General features: G+C 63.0%; 17 protein-coding genes and 4 tRNA genes. 12 read left to right on the top strand and 9 right to left on the bottom strand.

Features of this window, described 5'->3' with window-relative positions:
• Window positions 1-68: 68 nt before the first annotated feature.
• Genes ACP7EG_RS20710 through ACP7EG_RS20700 form a run of 3 tightly spaced genes read left to right on the top strand, consistent with a single transcriptional unit; the run spans window position 69 to window position 4664 of the window.
• The gene (locus ACP7EG_RS20710) at window positions 69-1337 is read left to right on the top strand and encodes a TolC family protein (protein ID WP_426089098.1); all 1269 of its coding nucleotides are present in this window, start codon (window positions 69-71) and stop codon (window positions 1335-1337) included.
• A gap of 28 nt (window positions 1338-1365) precedes the next feature.
• Window positions 1366-3498: an ATP-binding cassette domain-containing protein gene (locus ACP7EG_RS20705; RefSeq protein WP_426089097.1), complete on the top strand. Its 2133-nt coding sequence runs from the start codon at window positions 1366-1368 to the stop codon at window positions 3496-3498.
• Window positions 3495-4664, top strand: a complete 1170-nt coding sequence (locus ACP7EG_RS20700; protein WP_426089096.1) for an HlyD family type I secretion periplasmic adaptor subunit — start codon at window positions 3495-3497, stop codon at window positions 4662-4664. The genes ACP7EG_RS20705 and ACP7EG_RS20700 overlap by 4 nt, the downstream gene beginning before the upstream one ends.
• Before the next feature lie 14 nt (window positions 4665-4678).
• On the opposite strand, the gene udk is transcribed toward ACP7EG_RS20700, so the two are convergent.
• The 7 genes from udk to rnr all read right to left on the bottom strand — a co-directional run bounded on the left by udk (window position 4679) and on the right by rnr (window position 12665).
• Window positions 4679-5323: a uridine kinase gene (udk, locus tag ACP7EG_RS20695; RefSeq protein ID WP_426089095.1), complete on the bottom strand. Its 645-nt coding sequence runs from the start codon at window positions 5321-5323 to the stop codon at window positions 4679-4681.
• 111 nt (window positions 5324-5434) lie between these two features.
• Window positions 5435-6886 carry a serine hydrolase domain-containing protein gene (locus tag ACP7EG_RS20690; RefSeq protein ID WP_426089094.1) on the bottom strand — a complete coding sequence of 484 codons (1452 nt, stop codon included), beginning with the start codon at window positions 6884-6886 and terminating at the stop codon, window positions 5435-5437.
• 103 nt (window positions 6887-6989) lie between these two features.
• Entirely contained in the window at window positions 6990-7529 is a 540-nt protein-coding gene (locus tag ACP7EG_RS20685; protein ID WP_426089093.1) for a hypothetical protein, read from the bottom strand.
• A gap of 149 nt (window positions 7530-7678) precedes the next feature.
• Entirely contained in the window at window positions 7679-8389 is a 711-nt protein-coding gene (locus ACP7EG_RS20680; RefSeq protein ID WP_152284473.1) for a YceH family protein, read from the bottom strand.
• Window positions 8390-8399: 10 nt separating this feature from the next.
• Entirely contained in the window at window positions 8400-9149 is a 750-nt protein-coding gene (gene cysE / locus ACP7EG_RS20675) for a serine O-acetyltransferase (RefSeq protein ID WP_096234783.1), read from the bottom strand.
• A gap of 192 nt (window positions 9150-9341) precedes the next feature.
• The gene (rlmB, locus tag ACP7EG_RS20670) at window positions 9342-10085 is read right to left on the bottom strand and encodes a 23S rRNA (guanosine(2251)-2'-O)-methyltransferase RlmB (RefSeq protein WP_141168549.1); all 744 of its coding nucleotides are present in this window, start codon (window positions 10083-10085) and stop codon (window positions 9342-9344) included.
• A gap of 15 nt (window positions 10086-10100) precedes the next feature.
• Complete coding sequence (rnr, locus tag ACP7EG_RS20665; protein ID WP_426089092.1) at window positions 10101-12665, bottom strand: ribonuclease R; 2565 nt, start codon at window positions 12663-12665, stop codon at window positions 10101-10103.
• A gap of 387 nt (window positions 12666-13052) precedes the next feature.
• On the opposite strand from rnr, the gene ACP7EG_RS20660 reads away from it, so the two are divergent.
• The 4 genes from ACP7EG_RS20660 to ACP7EG_RS20645 all read left to right on the top strand — a co-directional run bounded on the left by ACP7EG_RS20660 (window position 13053) and on the right by ACP7EG_RS20645 (window position 13849).
• Window positions 13053-13137 (top strand) — tRNA-Leu (locus tag ACP7EG_RS20660).
• 302 nt (window positions 13138-13439) lie between these two features.
• Window positions 13440-13524 (top strand) — tRNA-Leu (locus ACP7EG_RS20655).
• Between the two features lie 82 nt (window positions 13525-13606).
• Window positions 13607-13691: transfer RNA gene (locus ACP7EG_RS20650), tRNA-Leu, on the top strand.
• 73 nt (window positions 13692-13764) lie between these two features.
• A tRNA-Leu gene (locus ACP7EG_RS20645) sits at window positions 13765-13849 on the top strand.
• 107 nt (window positions 13850-13956) lie between these two features.
• Here the strand turns inward: ACP7EG_RS20645 and ACP7EG_RS20640 are convergent.
• Window positions 13957-14808, bottom strand: a complete 852-nt coding sequence (locus tag ACP7EG_RS20640) for an NAD(P)H-binding protein (RefSeq protein WP_426089091.1) — start codon at window positions 14806-14808, stop codon at window positions 13957-13959.
• Between the two features lie 117 nt (window positions 14809-14925).
• On the opposite strand from ACP7EG_RS20640, the gene ACP7EG_RS20635 reads away from it, so the two are divergent.
• From ACP7EG_RS20635 to phaP, 4 genes are all read left to right on the top strand, one after another.
• Window positions 14926-15351 carry a winged helix-turn-helix transcriptional regulator gene (locus ACP7EG_RS20635; RefSeq protein WP_426089090.1) on the top strand — a complete coding sequence of 142 codons (426 nt, stop codon included), beginning with the start codon at window positions 14926-14928 and terminating at the stop codon, window positions 15349-15351.
• A gap of 103 nt (window positions 15352-15454) precedes the next feature.
• On the top strand, window positions 15455-17707 hold the full coding sequence (locus ACP7EG_RS20630; protein ID WP_426089089.1) for an ATP-binding protein: 2253 nt from the start codon (window positions 15455-15457) through the stop codon (window positions 17705-17707).
• Between the two features lie 47 nt (window positions 17708-17754).
• Window positions 17755-17949: a hypothetical protein gene (locus ACP7EG_RS20625; RefSeq protein ID WP_071078190.1), complete on the top strand. Its 195-nt coding sequence runs from the start codon at window positions 17755-17757 to the stop codon at window positions 17947-17949.
• A 107-nt stretch (window positions 17950-18056) separates the two neighbouring features.
• Window positions 18057-18656, top strand: a complete 600-nt coding sequence (gene phaP, locus ACP7EG_RS20620; RefSeq protein WP_071078191.1) for a TIGR01841 family phasin — start codon at window positions 18057-18059, stop codon at window positions 18654-18656.
• 360 nt (window positions 18657-19016) lie between these two features.
• Here the strand turns inward: phaP and ACP7EG_RS20615 are convergent, their stop codons facing one another.
• On the bottom strand, window positions 19017-20246 hold the full coding sequence (locus tag ACP7EG_RS20615) for an MFS transporter (RefSeq protein ID WP_426089088.1): 1230 nt from the start codon (window positions 20244-20246) through the stop codon (window positions 19017-19019).
• Between the two features lie 147 nt (window positions 20247-20393).
• Here ACP7EG_RS20615 and ACP7EG_RS20610 point away from each other — a divergent pair, with 147 nt between their 5' ends.
• A complete protein-coding gene (locus tag ACP7EG_RS20610; protein ID WP_426089087.1) occupies window positions 20394-21098 on the top strand; it encodes an SMI1/KNR4 family protein in 705 nt (234 codons plus the stop codon).
• Window positions 21099-21120 lie beyond the last annotated feature (22 nt).

The following is a 21120-nucleotide window of genomic DNA, read 5'->3' as shown; positions in this document are numbered from 1 at the left end:
CCACACCTTGAAATGCGTCAGGCCTCGGGCCGGAAAAATACGGGATGAGATTACGCGGTTTCTCAGCATTGTCCTCACTGCCACGCATCGCGGCCTTGCTGGCAGCCGTGTCCATGGCATCGGTATCCTCTTTCGCCGGCGCTCAGGGCGCCACCGCCTGGAGCTTCGACCAGGTCTTGCAGCAAGCGCTGCAAAGCCATCCCGCCGTGCAGGGCAAACGCTCGGCGCAGGCGGCCGCGCGCGCCGAGCTCGATGGCGCGCAGTGGCAGCGCTTTCCCAGCCTCTCGGCCGAAGTCCCCACCGGTTCGCAGGAAACGGGCGGCGTGGTGCGCATCGAGCAGCCGCTGTGGAGCGGCGGGCGCATCGACGCCGGCATCGATGCGGCCGGCAGCCGGGTCGATGCGGCCGGCGCCGCCATCGAGGAAGAACGCCTGACCCTCTCCCTGCGCGTGATCGCCGCCTACACGGAAGCGCTGCGCCAGACGGCGCGCGTGCGCTCGGCGGAGGCGGGCCTGGCCGAGCACCAGCGCCTGCTGGACATGATCAAGCGCCGCGTGGTGCAGTCGGTCAGTTCGCAGACGGACCAGCGCCTGGCCGAATCGCGCGCCTACCAGGCGGCCAACGACGTATCGAATGCGCGCCAGGCGCTGGAAAACGCGCTGGCGCAGCTGTCGCAGCTGGCCGGCAAACCGGTGCGCCTTGTCAGCGCCACGGGCATCGGCGTGGGCGAACCGCTACCCGACGCCAGCCTGGAACGGGTCATGCGCCAGGCCATCGCCTACTCCCCCACCCTGCACCGCCTCGATTTCGAAGCGCAGGCGGCCGACTCGGAAATCACCATGCAGCGATCGGCCTACATGCCGAAGGTGGTGCTGCGCATGGAAAAGCCCACGGGCGGCATCAATGCCGACAACCGCACGCGCGCCATGCTGGTGCTGCAGGCGCAGCCGGGCGCCGGCTTGTCGGCCAAGGCCGGCGTGGACGCCGCCGTGGCCCGGCGCGAAGGCGCGCGCGCCGCGCACGACGTGGCCGAACGCGAGGTGCGCGAGCGTTTCACGCTGGACTGGAACGAGGCTGAAGCGAGCCGCCAGCGCCTGGGCAACGCGGGCGAGGCCAGCACCACCTCGACGCAGGTATTCGAATCGTATGCGCGCCAGTACGTGATCGGCCGCAAGAGCTGGAACGACGTGCTCAATGCCGTGCGCGAGGCAACCCAGGCGCAGTTTTCGCTGGAAGACACGCGCGCGCAAGCCATCGCCGCCAGCCTGCGCCTGGCAGCGCAAACGGGCACCCTGGCCGGGCGCACGGCGCCGGCAGCCATGGCGCGAGCGAATTGACACCGACATGATGCAGACAGGAGACAGCGTGGACACCTCCATCAAACATGGCTTGCTGACACTTATCGAGCGCGCCGCCCGCCTGACGGGCCAGCACGTGCCCGCCGCGCGCCTGGCCGACCTGCAACGCCAGCTCGATGACATCGACGACAACGGCGCCCCCGCCATGGTCCTGACCACCATCTGGCAGGCGGCCGGGCTGGAAGGCGCGGCGCGCCCGCTACGCGAGCCGACGCCGGGGGAGCTGCCATTCGCCGTCCACAGCGCCAGCACGGGCTGGGGCTTGCTGCAGTCGCGCGGCGCCAACGGCGCCTGGCGCGGCGAAGGCATCGATGGACGCGCCTTGCAACTGGCGTCGCTGGCCGGCCTGGCTTGCGTGGGCCTGCCGCGCCGCAGCGAAAAAAGCGGCGCCCGTCCCGGCGCCCTGGGCCTGGTGCGCAACGCCCTGTGGCTGAAGAAAAGCGTATTTGTCGACGCCGTGCTGGCTACCGCGCTGGTGACCCTGCTGACCATGGCCACCTCGCTGTTTTCCATGCAGGTGTACGACCGCGTGATCCCGAACCAGAGCTTCAGCACACTGTGGGTGCTGGTGGTGGGCGTGGCCCTGTCGATCGGCCTGGAATTCATCCTCAAGCAGGTGCGCAGCCGCATCGTCGACCACTCTTGCAATGACGTCGACCATGAATTGTCCGAATGGTTTTTCCAGCGCATGCTGGGCATCCGCATGGAGGCGCGCCCCGCTTCCGTCGGCACCCTGGCGGCGCAAGTGAAAGGCTTTGAAATGGTGCGCGGCGTGCTCACGTCCACGTCCCTATTCGTGCTGACGGACGTGCCCTTCGCCGTGATTTTTCTCGCCATGATCACCGTCATCGGCGGCTGGCTGGTAGTGGTGCCGCTGGTGGCCCTGCCACTGGCCCTCGTATGCGGCCTGATGTTCCAGCGCGCCATCGAAAATCACACTCGCAAGAACCTCAACGCCAGCAACCGCAAGGCGGGCTTGCTGGTGGAAGCTGTCGATGGCGTCGAAACGCTCAAGGGCAGCAGCGCCGAATGGATGATGCAGGCGCGCTGGGCGGAACTGGTGGCCGAGAGCAGCCACGCGGAGCAGAATATCCGCGACTATGCGGCCCTGTCGCAAAACATCACGGCCACCTTCCAGCAGCTGACCAACGTGGCGCTGATCTCCATGGGCGCGTGGTTCGTGGCGGAAAACCAGATGACCATGGGCGCCCTGATGGCCTGCACCATCATCAGCAACCGCGCCCTGATGCCCATCGTGCAGCTGCCCGCCGTGATGGTGCAGTGGGCGCATGCGCGCGCCTCGATCGACGGCCTGGAACAGGTCATCAGCCTGCCCAACGAGGCCGACAACGCGCAGTTCGCGCTGACGCCGCGCAGCCTCGATACGGGACTGCGCTTCGAACGCATCCGCTTTACGTATGGCGGCGCGCAAAAGGTGGCGCTGGAAATGGAAAACCTCGCCATCCGCCCCGGCGAGCGCGTCGGCCTGGTAGGCGCCATCGGTTCGGGCAAGAGCACCCTGCTGAAACTGGCCTCGGGTCTGTACCAGCCGGCCGAAGGCAAGGTATATCTGGGCGACGTCGACATGGCCCTGCTGGCGCCGGCCGTGGTGCGCGAGATGATCGGCTACCTGCCGCAGGAAACGCGGCTGTTCAGCGGCAGCCTGCGCGACAATCTGTTATTGGGACTGGCCGATCCGGGCGAGGAAGCGATCCTGGCGGCAGCCAAACGCACGGGCTTGATCGAGCTGATACTGGGCCAGCCACGGGGACTGGCCCTGTCCATCACGGAAGGAGGACGGGGCGTCTCGGGCGGCCAGCGGCAATTGATCGCCGTCACGCGCCTGCTGCTGGCCAAGCCGCGCATCTGGCTGCTCGACGAACCGACGGGCGCCATGGATGCGAAGACGGAATCGCGCATCGTGGGGCTCCTGGGCGAACTGGCGGCCGAAGGCGTGACCATGGTCGCCACCACGCACAAGAACGCCCTCTTGCCCCTGCTCGATCGCCTGGTAGTGCTGCAAACGGGACGGGTGCTGCTCGACGGCCCGCGCGACTTTGTCCTGGCCAAGCTGTCGGGCAAGCCGCAGGCCGTACCCAGTCCCGCAACTGCGCCGGTGGCGCAAGGAGCCGTCGCATGAAACTGGCCAAGGTCGAAACGCGGGAAGAAGCAAAACGGGGCCGGCTGCTGATCTGGAGCTGCACGGCGGCGCTGGCTGGCGTCATCGCCTGGGCTTCGTGGGCGGAGCTGGACCAGGTAACGCGCGCCAACGGCCAGGTGATCGCCAGTTCGCGCAACCAGATCATCCAGGTGGCCGATGGCGGCGTGCTGGCCGAACTGCGCGTGCACGAAGGCAGCGTGGTGAAAAAGGGAGAATTGCTGGCCCGCTTCGACCGCACGCGGGCCGAGACGAGCTACCTGGAAAGCACGGCCAAGGCGGCCGGACTGAAGGCGGCCGTGGCGCGCCTGCAGGCGGAAGTGTTTGGCGGCGCACCGAAATTCCCGCCCGAACTGCAGGCGTTTCCGGAATTTCGCGCCAACCAGCTGGCCCTGTTCAGCAAGCGCCAGGGTGCCGTGCAAGCGGAGGTAAGCTCGCTGGAAAGCGCCATGAAGCTGATCAGGGAAGAGCTGGAAATGAACTTGCCGCTGCTGGAAACGGGGGATGTGAGCCGCGCCGAAGTGCTGAAACTGCGGCGCCAGGTGGTCGACATCCAGGCGCAGATCACCAACCGGCGCAACAAATACCTGCAAGACAGCCAGACGGACCTGGTAAAAGCCCAGGAAGACCTGGCCGGCGTGCTGCAGACGGTGACGCAGCGCAAGGAGCAACTGGGTTCGACGGACATTTACGCGCCCACCGACGGCATCGTGCGCAATGTGCGGCTCACCACCCTGGGCGGCGTGGCCAAGCCCGGCGAAGAAATCCTGCAAATCGTGCCCACGGACGATGACCTGATCATCGAAGCGAAAGTCAAGCCGGCCGACATCGCCTTCATCAAGCCCGGCCTGCCCACGGCCGTGAAACTGGACGCCTACGACTATGGCATCTACGGGCGCCTGCGCGGCACCGTCAGCTACATCAGCGCGGACACCTTAAGTGAAGACAACAAGGGTAACGAGCAGCCCTACTACCGCGTGCAGATCAAGACCAGCGGGCGCAAACTGGTGGGCAAGAATGGCCAGCCGATCCTGATCCAGCCCGGCATGACGGCCACCGCGGAAATCAACACGGGCCGCAAAACGGTCTTGCGCTACCTGACGAAACCGATCACCAAGACATTTTCAGAGTCGATGGGGGAGCGGTAATGTAGCGGGCTATGTCAGCCGGCCGGCTTCAATTGGCCGATGACGCTCGCCACCTTGGCGGTAATCATGTCGACCGCGGGGCCATTCGCGCCATGCGGCAAAATGACATCGGCATTGCGCTTGGTCGGTTCGATGAATTGCTTGTGCATGGGGCGCACGGTTTCCAGATACTGCTCGATGACGCTTTCCACCGAGCGGCCGCGTTCCGTGATATCGCGTTGCATGCGGCGGATGAAGCGCACGTCGGAGGCGGTGTCGACAAAGATCTTCAGCGACATCATGTCGCGCAAGTCTTCGTCATACAAGGCAAACAGGCCTTCGATGACGATCACCGGCGCAGGTTTGACGGGAATGGTCCTGCTGGAGCGGTTGTGCAGCGTGAAGTCGTACTCGGGCATCTCGATCGCTTCGCCATTGCGCAAGGCCTGGATGTGCTGCACCAGCAAAGACCATTCGAACGCCTGCGGATGGTCGTAATTCTGCTGGCGCCGCACTTCAGGGGAGAGATGGGTCTGGTCGCGGTAGTAATCGTCCTGCATCACGACGGAGACCATGTCGGCGCCAAAGGACGCCAGAACCTGCTGTGATACGGTGGATTTGCCGCTGCCGCTGCCGCCAGCGACACCAATAACAAACGGTTGGAAGGAAATATTATTCATGCCGAATGATACCGGAACTGCGGCCAAACTGACAGGGAGCGGCCGCAGCAACATGGCGCATGCGGCAATTCCGCGGCGCCTGCCGCTCGGCCGCCCTGCGCCCTCGCCCCGCTAATCGACGCGCGGCACTGCTTCGGCAAGCCGCGTACCCTTGCGCGGCCGGCCATCGACAAAGGTGAGTGTCTGGATCCTGCCGTCGCCACTGTTATCGAAATGCAATGTGGCATCCTTTTCACGCATGAAGTAATCGTAGTCCCCTGCCGGGATCAATTCCACTGGCACCGGACCGACCGGCGGACCGGCGACATACAGATGACCATTCTCGTGGCTGACGCGCAGCGTCGTGTTGGACACGGCAAAATCACCGGCAAACCGGGCCAATAGGGCGGCATTCGGCTGGGCGGCGACGCGTTCCCTCGGGCGATAGTCTTCCCATCCATACTCGGCAGCAATGCTGCGCGCGATTTCTTCTATCAGCATCCAGCCGTTATCCCCATTGGCGAGAATGACCGCGCCCTGCCCCGTACGCTCATACGCAAACAGCAGCGCCTTGTAGCCGGCATTCGAGCCGCTGTGATGGAATGCCGGTTCAGCTGCCGCATGATCGAGTTCGAAACCGAGGCCATAACTGCCGCGCACGGGCGTCAGCATCGCCCTTGCCTGCTGCTGCGTGATCAGCTGCCCATCCTGTCCCGATGCGGCACGCTGGACGGCGAGCGCAAACAGCGCCAGGTCATGGGCCGTGCTCCATAGCCCCGCTGCGGCCAGTTCCGGATAGGCGCGCCAGTTTCCGGCTACAACGCTGCCGTCCGCCGCATGGCCAGATGCGGCGCGCGTGGCGAGCGCTGGCGGCAGCGACTGCGCATAGAGCGTATCGCGCATGCCGAGCGGGGCAAATACCGTTTCACCGGCCAGGACGCCGAACGGCCGGCCAGTCGCGTCATTCAGATATTGCTCAAGCACAACATAGCCGAGGCTGGAATACGCGTAGCGGCCACCCACGGGGGTGTCCACCGTGACGGGCGGATTCGTCGCCGGGCGGGAGCCGGCCAATACCTGCAGCAGCGTCGGCTGCGGTGCATCGCTGCCGTAGCCCGGCAGGCCGAATGTTGGCATGCCAGCGGTATGGCTGAGCAGCGCCCGGGCCGTCACGACCGGCTGCGCACCGGGCACCTGCCACTGGCGCAGCCGCCGGTTGACGTCTTCATCAAGATCGATCTTTCCCTCGGCCGCGAGCCGCACCGCCACCAGGGCGGCCACCGGCTTGCCGATCGAGGCTACCTGAAACAGCGTGCCGGAGGTGACGGGGCGGCCCGTCCGCACATCCGCAACGCCGTAGGAGCCGCTCCATTCCACCGCGCCGGCATTGATGACGGCGATGCTCACGCCCGGCACGTTCAGGGCCTGCATCCGCTCGGCCAGCCGCATGGCATGGACAGGCGCCCCGCGCACGGCAACGGGCTGCAGCAAGCCGTTCTCAACCCGCGCCTTGCGGGCCGTCACTGCGCCGCTGTCGCCATGCGCATGCGCGTCAAACACCCCTACCGCCAGCAGCAAGGTCAAGACATATCGCATCATCATCTGGCATCCAATTCGTTGCCGAGGGCGGCTTGCATGCCGTCGGAAGAACCTACTTTCCATACTGCAAGGCAGACTGGCCCGCAGTTCAGCGCTTTTCCTTGTTGATCGCTTGCAGCAGCTTGAACGCTTCGTGCTCGATCGCCGGTTCAGCCTCCGCAAGCTCCTTGCTCGCCTGCACGTACGCGGCCCGCTTGCGCTCCTTCTTTTCTTCCGGCGCAACGGCTGCCGTCATGCCCGGCATGATGAGCTGGGCAGCGGAGTTGTACTTCTTGTGGATGACCTGCTTGCCGTAGGGAGTGGTATAGAAGCGGTACATCTCGGTGGCCGTATCGGCGGAAATGGCGCGCGTGAGCGCAGGCGCCAGGCGCTGGTAAATCTCTGCGGGTGGAATCTTGTCGAGCTTGGTCAGCACGGCCTGCTTCTGGCTTTCGCCAGCGTAGCGGCTGCGGGCGGCGACGCCTTTCAGCACTTTTTCAATCTGCATCGCGCCTAGCAGATCCTGCACGGCCTTGAGGTGTGCCGGCGCGGGTGCAACGGACTGCGTTGCCGGCGCGGCGGCAGCGGCACATGCGGGGCCTGCGCAGACCAGCGACAGGCCCAGTACGACTTGAATTGCAAACTTCATGAATTCCCTTTGGATGAGGAGGTAAATGCCCGATGCGCGTGCAGGCAACGCCACGGCAGGCGGGGCCAATACGCCAGAACGACTACGATGAAGGCAATGCCGCAGTAAGGAGTGGCACAGGAAGGAAAACGTCACGCGCCGATGCCGCTTTACTCGAACTGTTTGCGGAACGCTTCGAATTGCGCCGCCAGGCCATCGAAGTCGCTGCGCAATTGCAGCACTTCCTGTTCCAGCTGGGCCACCCTGCTGCCCTGCTGCGGCGCGCTGACGGCGCCGGCGAAACCGGCCGCCGTTTCGATCTGCGCCAGCGCTTCTTCGCCGCCCAGCAGATGGCCGTAGCGCGGCTCCTTGGCGCCGGGAGCGACCGCCAGCTTGGCCACCAGCGGTGGGTATTTGTCGATCAGGAACTGCAAGCCGGATTCCACTTCCGCCACGGACTTGAATTCATGCACCCTGCCGCTGCGGCTGCGGATCTCGCCCGCCGTCTGCAAGCCGCGCAGCATCAGGATCGTCAGGATGGCCAGTTTATCTTGCTCCAGCGACCACTTGATGCGCATGCGGTGTTCATACTTGGCGACCCTGGCACCGGCCTGCGTGATGCCGTTGACGAATTTGCGCTGCATCAGGCGCTGCAGCACGTCGTACACGGTTTCCTCGGACAGGGCCATGACGGGGTCGCGGCTGGAGAGCTGGTTGCAGCCGTTCGTCAGCGCGTTGAGCGAGAGCGGATAGCTGTCCGGCGTCAGCGCTTCCTTTTCGGCCAGCACGGCCAGCACGCGGATCTCGAAGGGGTCGAGCAGATTCGGATTGTCACTGCCCTTTTCTGCTGCGTTTTCAGCTATGTTTACGTCTGTAGTCATGCCTGTATCCTTAATCAACCAGCTTGTTCATTTGCTCAGAATCAAATTTATCACACTCAGGCACAGCCTGGCAGCAAATGCCCGCCGCCTTCAGGGTGACGAGGATGGTTTCGATGCGCTGTTCCTGCGCCACGGCATGCGTGATCAAGCCCTGCAGGGCTTTCGACAGCGGATCGTCGCCGTTCGGCGTGACGCCATACGCGGCGAACAGGTGCGCCGTGCTGCCCTCGCGCAGGGCGCTGACATCCTTTTGCACGATGTGCGCGGGGTTACCGACAGCCGTGGCGCCGGACGGCACGGGTTTGAGCAGCACCGCGTTCGAGCCCACCTTGGCGTACTCGCCCACGGTAAAACTGCCCAGCACCTGGGCGCCAGCGCCGACGATGACGCCGCGCTCCAGGGTCGGATGGCGCTTGGCGCCGCTGTGCAGCGAGGTGCCGCCCAAAGTGACGCCCTGGTAGATGGTGCAGTCGTCGCCGACGACGGCCGTCTCGCCGATCACCACGCCGAAGCCATGGTCGATGAAGACGCGCCGGCCGATAACGGCGCCCGGATGGATCTCGATGCCCGTGATGATGCGGGCGATATAGGAAATGAAGCGCCCCACCCACTTCATGTGCCGCGTCCAGCACCAGTGCGCCCAACCGTGCATGACGATGGCGTGCAAGCCAGGATAACAGGTCAGCACCTCCCATCCATTGCGGGCGGCGGGGTCACGTTCAATGATGCTGTTGATATCTTCGCGCAGGTGGTGGAACATAATGACAATGGATAAGGTGGAACGCAAATGGTAGCGTATTCGGCGGCGTGCTGCCGGAGAGGCAGATAAACAACCGCCGCCTCAAGGGCGGCGGTATATAAAGAAGCGCTACAAAACGTTCAGGGCAAGGCGCATTGCCGAAGACAGTACGAATAGTACGGCGAGGCAATGCAACGCCGCCCTGGACGTTTTTTAGCCTTCTTTCGCGATGCGCTGGCGGCGGGCTTCGTACAAGCACACGCCGGAAGCGACCGACACGTTCAAACTCTCGACGGAGCCGAACATCGGGATGCTGACGAGGATATCGCAAGTGTCGCGCGTCAAACGGCGCATGCCTTCGCCTTCGGAACCCATGACGAGGGCCGTCGGGCCCGTGAAATCGGCTTCGTACAAGCCTTTTTCGCCATCGTCGGTGGTGCCGATCAGCCAGATGCCACGCTCTTTCAATTCACGCATGGTGCGCGCCAGATTCGTCACGGTGATGTACGGGACGGTTTCGGCGGCGCCGCTGGCGACCTTGGCGGCCGTGGTATTCAAACCCACGGCGCGGTCCTTCGGCACGATGACGGCATGTGCGCCGACGCCGTCGGCCACGCGCAGACAGGCGCCCAGGTTGTGCGGGTCCGTGATGCCGTCGAGAATCAACAGCAGTGGCGGGCCATCGATGGCGTCCAGCAGCTCATCGAGATTGCGCGCCAGCGACAGCTGCGACGCAAAGGCGATCACGCCCTGGTGGCGGCGCGTGCCGACGATTTTATCGAGACGCGACGAATCGACGGGCATGACGCGCACGTTGGCAGCCTTGGCGGCGGCGATCATGTCTTTCATGCGGCCATCGACGCGGCTGGCATCGACGAAAATTTCTTCCACGGACGACGCTTCGTGACGCAGGCGCGAGGTGACGGCATGGAAGCCGAAAATCATTTTATTCTTCATGTGTTATCGCTTCTTTTAACGCTTGCTTTTGCTTGTTTTTGATACAGTTTTTACTGCACGTGGTGCCGCTACGGCAGGTGCCGCAGCAGGTTTCTTGCTGCGCTTGGGCGCGGCGGCCTTGGGGGCTGCCGCCTTCGGGGCTTCCTTCACGGCTGCCTTGGCTGCCGGCTTGGCTTGCGCCTTGGCGCCGTTGGAACGCCCGCCGGAACCATTACCCGGCTTGCCGCCGTTGTTGACGCTAGCTTTGATCTCGTGGCGCTGCTCGGTCGCTGGACCTGGCTTGAGCATGGATTTCTTTTCGCCCTTGCGCTTGCCGCCGCCGTTCGACTTGGCCGGCGCTTCTTCGCCCGCCAGTTCCGCATCGGTGACCAGGCGCAGGTCGATCTTGCGCGTTTCCAGGTCAACTCTTGCCACTTGCACCGTCAGACGGTCGGTCAGCTGGTAGCGCTTGCCCGTGCGTTCGCCGCGCAATTCATGGCGCGCATCGTCGTACTGGAAGTAGTCGGTGCCCAGCTCGGTGACGTGCACCAGGCCTTCGACAAACAAAGTGTCCAGTTGCACGAACACGCCGAAGGTGGTCACGCCGGTGATGGTGCCGGTAAATTCCTCGCCCAGCTTGTCCTGCATGAAGTAGCACTTCAGCCAGGCTTCCACGTCGCGCGACGCTTCGTCGGCCCGGCGCTCGTTGGCCGAGCAATGCACACCCAGCGCGTCCCAGATCGTCAGGTCCGTCTTCTTCGGCTTGCCGTCGGCCTTGTCCTTCGCCTGCTGCTTGCGCGTGGCGTTCGACACGTTGGTGTTCAACACGACTTTATCGGACAGCTTCGGCTCGTATTTCTTGCCTTGCAAAATAGCCTTGATGGCGCGGTGCGTCAGCAGGTCGGGATAGCGGCGGATCGGGCTGGTGAAGTGGGCATACGCCTCGTACGCCAGGCCGAAGTGGCCGATATTGTCCGGGCTGTAGACGGCTTGCTGCATCGAGCGCAGCAGCATCGTTTGCAGCAGGGCCGCGTCGGGACGCAGCTTGATCTGCTGCATCAAGGTCTGGTAATCCGATGCCGATGGCGTGTCGCCGCCCGTCAGGTTCAGGCCCACCTGCTTGAGGAAGGTGCGCACTTGCGTGAGCTTTTCCTTGGTCGGGCTGGCGTGGATGCGGTAAGTGCCTGGATGCTTGTTACGCAGCAACAAATCGGCCGCGCAGACGTTGGCCGCCAGCATGCACTCTTCGATGATCTTGTGCGCTTCGTTGCGCGTGCGGGGGATGATCTTTTCGATCTTGCCCGCGCTATTGCAGACGATATACGTTTCCGTCGTCTCGAAATCGATGGCGCCCCGCTCCGTGCGTGCCTTCAGCAAGGCGCGGTAGACGGCTTCCAGGTTTTGCAGGTGCGGCAGGATGTCCGCGCGGCGTGCCGCTTCGGGTCCCTTGGTGTTGCCCAGCACGGCAGCGACTTCGTCATACGTGAGGCGCGCGGCCGAATGGATCACGGCCGGGTAGAACTGGTACGCCTTCAGTTCGCCCTTGTCGCTGACGACGGCGTCGCAGACGAGGGTCAGACGGTCGACGGCCGGGTTCAGCGAGCACAGGCCATTCGAGAGTTTTTCCGGCAGCATCGGGATCACGCGGCGCGGGAAGTACACGGACGTGCTGCGTTCGAGCGCGTCGATATCGAGCGCGTCGTTCGGCTTCACGTAATGGCTGACGTCGGCAATCGCCACGATCAGGCGGAAGCAGTTGGCGCGGCCGATCTTGACGGGTTCGCAATACACGGCATCGTCGAAATCGCGCGCGTCTTCGCCGTCGATGGTGACGAGCGGCACGTCGCGCAGGTCGACACGCTCTTTCAGGTCGGCGTCGCGCACTTCGAACGGCAGTTTTTCTGCCTGTTTCAGGGCGGCGGCGGAGAAGATGTGCGGCACGTTGAATTTACGTACGGCGATCTCGATTTCCATGCCGGGGTCATCCAGGGCGCCCAGCACTTCGACGATCTTGCCGACCGGCTGCTTGAAGCGCATCGGTTGCTCGGTCAGCTCGACGCTGACGATCTGGCCGGCTTTCGCCTTGCCCACCGAACCGGTGACTAAAATGTCCTGGCCGATGCGCTGGTCTTCCGGCGCCACGACCCAGGTGCCGTTTTCCTGGATCAGACGGCCGATGACGTGGCTATTGGCGCGGTAAGTGACTTCGACGATCGTGCCTTCCGGGCGGCCGCGGCGGTCCGTGCCGACGATGCGGGCCATGACCTTGTCGCCATGCAGTACTTTCTGCATTTCTTTCTCAGGCAGGAACAGGTCGGCGCTGGCGTCGTCGGGAATGACGAAGCCGAAGCCATCGCGGTGGCTGGTGACGCGACCGGCGACAAGCGCGCTCTGGTCGGCCAGGCTGAAAACACCGCTGGCGTCAGACTTGAGCTGGCCGTCGCGCTCCATCGCCTTCAGGCGACGGACCAGGACATCCATGGAATCGGCATGCACTTGCAGCGTTTTCCCCAGAGACTGCGGGTCGAGAGGCGCGTTGACGCTGCGGAATATGCCGAGAATGTCCTCCCGGCTGGGGATGGTGTGGGTATTTTGGCTCAAAAGTATTTCTATAGTTGTTATTGACAGTGATCAAACGGAAGACAAAGACCGATGACATCACCGTCAATATTGACACGGTGATGTGCGGTAGTGTACCGGAGGACGCCTTGGTTTGCCTAACGGACAGCGTGTCGGAAACAGTACAAGACGACCTCCGATGAAAAAAAGGAGAAAAGCTGCGCAATGCATTTGACTTCGGCAAATATTGCTCTATAATTCTTGTCTCTTGCAGCGACAAACCTTCACGGGAATGCAGTTGCAGGAAAGCGGTACAGGGTTGATGTGCAGTATGGAGCGAAAGCTCATCTGGCGCAAAACTCTTCAAGTCGCTATAATAGCAGAATTGCTGTAAAGTTATTTTGCAACAAGTAATACAGCAGCATCAGTGCCCACGTGGCGGAATTGGTAGACGCGCATGGTTCAGGTCCATGTGCCTTCGGGTGTAGGGGTTCGAGTCCCTTCGTGGGCACCATTACCTAATTCGCAAAAAGGCCGCAAACTTTCACGAGTTTGCGGCTTTTTTCATTTCCACAGCGAAAAGCCCTCCCCTCCCGACAAGCAAGTCACCAGACATGCCCGCGAACAGAAACCCGCAAGAAAACGCTGAAAAAATAGGCAGATTCAGCCTTTTTTCATAGGGAGCAGCCCTTTTCAGGCGAAAAAACATGTTTCTTGAAGAAAAGTGCAAAATGTTGATTGACCGAATGCGCGCCAGCCCTTATGATTTTGTCCTCGCTGCAGAACACGCAGCGACAAGCAGCAAGCAGTAACAATGCCCACGTGGCGGAATTGGTAGACGCGCATGGTTCAGGTCCATGTGCCTTCGGGTGTAGGGGTTCGAGTCCCTTCGTGGGCACCACCAGCAACATGTTGTTGATTGTTGTGATCCGCAGTACAGTAGCAAGATAGTAGTAACAAGTAGTAGTAACAAGCAGCACAATGCCCACGTGGCGGAATTGGTAGACGCGCATGGTTCAGGTCCATGTGCCTTCGGGTGTAGGGGTTCGAGTCCCTTCGTGGGCACCACCAGCAACGAGCTGTTTTCGTTGTAGTCCGCAGTACAGTAGTGAGATATAGTAATAGTAGTAGCAACATCAGTGCCCACGTGGCGGAATTGGTAGACGCGCATGGTTCAGGTCCATGTGCCTTCGGGTGTAGGGGTTCGAGTCCCTTCGTGGGCACCATTACCTAATTCGCAAAAAAGCCGCAAACTTTCACGAGTTTGCGGCTTTTTTCATTCCAGAATGCCGCGCAGTCTTCCCGACCTGCGGCACCCTCGCCCCCCCCCCCTTTATTTGGCCAGCGCCGCCTTCACGGCGTCAAGCAGGCGCGTCGTCGGACGTTTGATCAGCGCGCTCAATTGCTTGCCATGGTCTTCCAGGCCGCCCTTGGCCGCGCCCGCATCGGAATCGGCCAACAGGTCGGCGAAGCCTTCCGGCACGCCCACGCTCACCAGCGCCGCCTTGAAGTCCGCCTGCGGCAAATCTTTATACACAATCGCCTTGCCCGACTGGCGCGCCACTTCGTCCGCATACTCGGCCAAGGTAAAGCCCTGGTCGCCAGCGAGTTCATAGATGGCTTGCGGTTTGTCGGCCGTCAGGACGGCGGCGGCGGCGGCAGCGTAATCAGCGCGCGCGGCGGACGAAAAACGCCCATTTTGCGCCGCGCCCAGCACCACACCATGCTCGAGCACGGGCGCCAGGTGTTCCGTATGGTTTTCCAGGTACCAGCCGTTGCGCAGAAAAGTGTACGGCAGGCCGGACGCGCGGATGGCCGCTTCCGTGATCACGTGCTCGGTAGCCAGGCCCAGCGGCGACGTATCGGCGCGCAACACGCTGGTGTAGGCCAGCAGGGCCACGCTGGCCCGCTTGGCCGCATCGATGACATTCTGGTGCTGCTGCGCACGCTGGCCCACTTCGCTCGACGAGATCAGCAAAATCTTCGTTGCACCCTTGAACGCCGCATCGAGGCTGGCGCCATCGTTGTAGTCAGCCTGGCGCACTTGCACGCCCAGTGCCGCCAGGTTGGCGGCCTTGGCCGGATTGCGCACGGCGGCGATGATATTGGCTGCGGGGACGGATGTGAGCAGGCTGGCGATGACGTGCTCGCCCAGGTTGCCTGTGGCGCCGGTGATGACAATCATGATTTCTCCTTGGTACGTGGGTGGTAAAACCCTATAATAGGAGTATTACTTACTTATTGTAAGTACGTACCTTTTGGTAAGTATGAATTAAAACGACAATTGTTAAGGCCAACTATCATGTCCACAGACACCCCCGGCGCCAGCCTGCGCGCCGCCCTCGCCCGGCAAAACCAGGGAGCGCAACTGCTGGCGGCCGCCTGCCCGTCACGCGCCGTGCTCAGCCACCTGACCAGCCGCTGGGCCGTGCTGGTACTGGTATTGCTGCTGAGCGGCACGCGGCGCTTCAGCGAACTGCGCCGCGAAGTGGGCGGGGTCAGCGAAAAAATGCTGGCGCAAACCCTGGAAGCGCTGGCGGGCGACGGCTTCGTGCTGCGGCAGGCCTATCTGGTGATACCGCCCAAGGTGGAATACAGCCTCACGCCGCTGGGGCGCGAAGCGGCCGAACGCCTGGCCGTGCTGGTCGACTGGATCGAGGATAATTTCCCGCGCATCGAACAGGCGCGCGCCGAACTCGCACTGCCGTACGCACAAAACGCAGCGTAACACGGCGCGCAAACGCATTGCTTTTGACCATCAAGAATTATCGTTTACTCCTCCTTGCCTTGATGTAATACTAGCCTCACACTACGCGTAAGGACGCGACACCATGAATCAGTTGATTTCTTCCATCGCCGACCGGGCCAACGTGCTACTGGTCAGCAATTCGCCGAACGATGTGCGCGAACTGCTGTATGTGCTGGACCGGCATAACCTGGGTACGGGACTGGCGGGCGATATCGACGAAGGCGTGGAACTGGCGGCTGGCGGCACGGACCTGATCCTGCTCGACGCAGCCCTGGCGGGCACGAATATCGGCGCCACCTGCATGCGCCTGCGCAATGCGGGCGGACGTCATGGCGTGCCCCTGCTGCTGATGTCAGCCACCCCCAGCGCCGAAGAACAGGGCCGCAGCGTGGGCGCCGGTGCTTCCGACTACATCAAGATGCCCTTCAATGCGCGCGACGTGGCGGAAAAAATCCTCATGGAACTGGCGCTGCACAAGGCCGAGGCATCCGCCGCCCGCCCTTCCGCCCCCCTTGCCACGCCGCCGCGGCCCCTGCATCCGCAAACGCTGGAAGTCAATTACCACTCCATCCTGGCCGGCTCGCCCGACGCCGTGCTGCTGTTCGACATCGACAACCGCCTGCTGATCGACGCCAACCACCTGGCCGAAGAATTGTTCGGCATGCCGCTGGCCGAGCTGCTGCAAGGCGGCATGGAACCGCTGTTCCCCAAGCATCAGGACGATGGCCACGCCTCGCCGCAACTGCTGGAAGAAAAGATCCGCGATACCTTGCAAGGCAAGATCGTCGTCTTCCGCGCCAGCTGCTGCCACCGCGACAGCCACCCGATCGCCTGCGAAATCCGTTTGATGCGCCTGTCCGTGCCGGGCCGCCAGTTGGTGCATGCGCGCATCATCGACTTGACCGAACGCAACCTCGCCGAAGCGATGCGCGCGGGCCAGAGCGCCTTACTGGAAATGGTCGCCAAGGGCGCGCCCCTGATCCCCACCCTGAACCAGTTGCTGCTGCTGATCGAGGGCCAGTCGCGCGGCGTGCTGTGCTCCATCATGCTGCTCGACGACGACGGCATCCACATGCACAGCGCGGCCGGCCCCAGCCTGCCGCCCGAATACATGGCCCTGCTCGAAGGCATGGCCATCGGCCCGGGCGTAGGTTCCTGCGGTACGGCCATGTTCCTGCGCGAACCGGTGGTGGTCAGCGACATCATGCACGATCCGCTATGGGCCCCCTACCGCGAACTGATCGCGCCGTTCGGCTTGCGCGCCTGCTGGTCGCGCCCCATCTTCGGCCAGGATGGCAGCGTGCTCGGCTCTTTCGCCATGTACTACCGCGAAGTGCACCAGCCCGATGCGCGCGACCTGGAACTGATCGACACGGCAAGCGACCTGGCCGGCATCGCGATTGGCCGCATGCGCCACGAACGCGAGCTGCAGCGCCACCGCACCCACCTGGAAGAGCTGGTGGCCGTACGCACGGCGGCCCTGACGCAGGCCAAGGAACAATCGGAGCAAACCAACCTGGAATTGGCCGCGGCACTGGAAAACCTGTCCATCACGCAAGCAGAACTGGTGCGCCGCGACAAGCTGGCCGCGCTCGGTGCGCTGGTGGCCGGCATCGCGCATGAACTCAATACGCCGATCGGCAACGGCCTGGTGGTGGCCACCACCATGGCCGAGCGCACGCGCGAAATCCAGGCCAGCTTCCTCGATGGCTTGCGCCGCTCCGAACTGGGCGCCTACCTGACCCAGGCCAGCGAGGCCGACGCCATCATGCTGCGCAACCTGCAGCGCGCCGCCGACCTGGTCTCGAGCTTCAAGCAGATCGCCGTCGACCGCGCCAGCTCGCAGCGCCGCCACTTCCTGCTGCGCCAGTTCGTCGCCGAACTGATGCTGCCCATGTCCACGCCCCTCAAGGCCGCCGGCCTGAGCCTGACGCAAGACATGCCGGACGGCCTGGCCATGGACAGCTATCCCGGCCCCCTGGGCCAGGTGCTGAGCAACCTGCTGGAGAACTGCCTGCGGCATGCCTTCGAGGGCCGCAGCGGCGGCAATATCGCCATCACCGCGTGCAGCAGCGACGACGGGCAGACGATCAACCTGTCCATCAGCGATACGGGCGTGGGCATCGCCGCCGACGACCTGGCGCATGTCTACGACCCCTTCTTCACAACCAAGCTCGGTTCCGGTGGTTCGGGCCTGGGCCTGCATGTGGCGCACAACATCGTCACGGGCGTGCTGGGCGGCCATATCGACGCCATCAGCAGCACCGGCGCCGGCAGCGGCACCACCTTCACCCTGCAGCTGCCCGCCGCCGCGCCGCAATCGCCCGCCCCCTGAATGGCAGGCACGCTACAATGCCCGCAGGCTTTTCTTTCGGAGCACCTATGAAATACCTGATCGCCACAGCCCTGCTGGCCGCTTGCGCTTGCGCAATGGCCGGACCGGCGCCCTGGTACCAGTGGCGCAGCAAGGTCGACGGCACCCTGTCGTGCGCCCAATCGACCTTGGGATTTGGCTGGGAACTGGCCTCTGGCCCCTACAAAGATAGCCGTTGCGAAAAACCGGCGCTTGTTAAATAATGGGGGCATGACCACACGGGGCACCGGCTTGAGATCAAGCGATGGCATTGCGGCGTCGAAAGAGTATGGAACGATAAGAACGTATCTATTCAAACCGAGGAGACCACATGTTTACGAATCCCGAACAATTCGCATCGGCCACCAAGGCCCTGTTTGAATTCCAGCTGATGACCTTCAACACCCTCACCTCCAAGGCCGTGCAAGGCGTGGAACAGGTGCTGGCGCTGAACATGGCCACCGCCAAGTCCGGCATCGAGGATGGCCTTGCCGCCGGCAAGGAAATCAGCCAGGCCAAGGATCCGAAGGCCGCCATGGCCGCCGCCGCCGCCCAGCTGCAACCAGGCGTGGCCGGCGCAAAAGCATATAAACAGCAACTCGACGACATCATCAAGGAAATCCACACGGAATTCACCACGGCCGCCGAAGCCCATGTGGCCGAAGCGAAAAGCAATTTGAGCGCCCTGATCTACGACGTCACGAAAAACGTGCCGCCAGGCTCGGAAAACGCCGTGGCCATCGTCAAGGCCGCCATCGACAATGCCTTCCTCGGCTACGAGCAAGTCACCAAGGCCACCAAACAAGCCGTGAAAACCGTGGAAGATCAAATTGCCAAGGCCAGCGCGCAAGTGGCGCAGGCCACGGCGGGCGCACAAGCTGCGGCTGAAAAGGCGGCGCCGGCGGCCAAGCCGAAGGCTGCCAAGAAGTAAGCCGTAGGTCGGATTAGCGCGGCAACGCCGCGCGTAATCCGACACATTGTTGGCGCTTATGGTGATGTCGGATTACGCGCTTGCGCGCTAATCCGACCTACCCGACCTACAACGAATCCACCGGCACGATCCAGTACCCGCACCGCCCCCTTCAGCAGATATTCGCCGCCCCCCAATACCCGTCGAAAGATAAGCAGCTCCTAAGTAGGTCGCAATAAATTATTGTGATTTCTGACTTCCATAACCGGCGCTCTGCGGTGTTGCCCGCTGCTAGCAGTGCTCGCACTGCGTCGCAGCGAGCGCCTTGCAGAGCATCCGGTTCTGTTCGTCATAACTTCACAATAATTTCCCACGACCTACTTAGCTGCATAAATCCTCGCATGCCTTCGCGTCAACGGCGCCGTCCAGCTGCCGGCGCCAGGCTACCATGCGCCACGCGGCCCAGGCGGCGGACACGGCGCCCGCGACGAGGATCAGGCGCGTGTCGATCAGGGTCAGCACGGAGCCGCTGAGGGCGACGATGATGTTGGCGATGCAAAAGGTGGTGGCCAGCAAGCCCATCACGGCGCCCTGCCCGTGCGCGCTGAAGCGCTCGGCGCACCAGCCCTGGATCACCGTGTTGTACAGCGCATTCGGTATGCCGAACAGCACGATGGCGGCGATGCCCACCCAGATGTTGCCCAGCGCCAGGATCCCTACGGCCAGCGCCACGCCGCACGCATACCAGCTGGCGCGCAGCAGCGGCGCGTGGCGGCTGGGCCCGCCCGCCAGCAAGGAGGTGATGGTCATCGTGCCGCACAGGCCCACATTCACCCAGGCAATCTCCTGCGCATGGTAAGCGGCCGTCTCGACCAGCCACAGCGGGTAAAACTCGTAGAAGCTGGCCACGCCGCAAGTGAACGCCAGTTGCACGATGAACAGGGTGCGCAGCTCTTCATGGCGCAGCAGGTTCAGCGAATGCCGGTCGCGCGCCACTTGCCACCACGACGTCGTCAATAGCGACGGCGTTTCGCGCGGCAAGCCGGCCGCCACCAGCACGGCGACGAGCATCAGCGCGGCGGCGGCGATCCAGAACGGTACCGTCACGCCCCAATGCAGGGTCGCGCCCGCCAGGATCGGGCCCACCAGCCAGCCCAGGTAAAAGGCGCCATTCAGCCACGACATGGCGCGCAGGCGCAGCGGTCCAGTCAGCTGGTCGGCCAGCATGGCGCGCGCCACGGCACCGTTTCCCTCCAGCAAACCCGTGATGAAACGGGCGACAATAAACAGCGGGTAGGACTGGATCACCAGCGCCCAGGCCGTGATGGCGTGGCCGATGGCGGCGCCCACGGCCGTGCGCATCAGCAAGGGGCGGCGGCCATAGCGGTCGGACAAGGGGCCCAGCAAGGCCGAGCCGATCAGCAAGCCCAGCGGGTTGATGGTCAGCGCCAGGCCGAACAGCAATTTGGACGGCAAGCCGAGAAAATTATTGAAGGCATTCGGCGCCTCGGCGGCGAACAGCGGCGGCAGGATGGGGTATGGCAGCGAGGCGCCGATGGTCGACAGCAGCGCCAGCAGACAGGCGGCGGAAATCAGGATGATGTTTTTCATGCAGGCTCGATGGATAGTGTCTGGCAAGACTACGTGCCCATGCCACATTAGTAAACTAAATGTCTATTAATTACATCCCGCATGACTGCCGTGCACGCCGTCGCCTCGGCTATCATTGCCGCATGAATCACGTTGAACAGGGCAAACATGACACTGTCAGAAATTGAGCAGCAACACGGCTTTACTTATCCTTCGCTGTACCGCCAGCTGGAGCGCGACGGCATGCTGGCCGTGGGCGAATATCGCCCCGACTGGTACAAGCTGGTCTATCCCACATTAAAGGATAAACCCACCCTGCTGCTGCATGCCGATGATTTCGAATTGCTCAATATCGAGGCCGTTGCCGAAGCAGCGGACACCTTGCGCGACGCGGACGATTACCGGCAGATCGACCCCGCCTTCCGCTTCATCCCCTTCGCGCAAACGGGCGCGGGCGACCATTACTGCTTTTTCGCTTCCAGCCAGCAGGATGGCGAGACGCCCATCGTGCTGCTGTGGCATGACCAGAATGAAGCTCAATACCTGGCGAAAAACCTGCAAGACTTCCTGTTTCACATGTTGTTGAACAGCATGGCCGACCAGGATACCTACAACGAGGTCAGCGACGAGACATTCAAGGAGCAACTGGCAAAAACCCTGGGCACGCATGCGCGCTACCTGACGCCGGAACAGGCGCAGGTCCTGTCCGCGCTGCTGGCCAGGGATATCGTCGATTACGAGGTCATGCTACCCAAAGGAAGAAAAGAGGCACACCGGGGCTTACTGACCGATATAGAACTGGCCAGCCTGCGTGAGGAATGCATTCCTTACGAAAAGTTCGACAGCTGTTTCGCCTACAGCACGGCTGGCTGAAGATAATTCGCTGGGCAAGCGG

The sequence above is a fragment of the Janthinobacterium sp. PSPC1-1 genome, assembly GCF_049897625.1.
Classification (GTDB): domain Bacteria; phylum Pseudomonadota; class Gammaproteobacteria; order Burkholderiales; family Burkholderiaceae_D; genus Janthinobacterium; species Janthinobacterium tructae.
The sequence above is the reverse complement of the archived record's forward strand: the minus strand, read 5'-3'. Positions and strand labels throughout refer to the sequence as shown.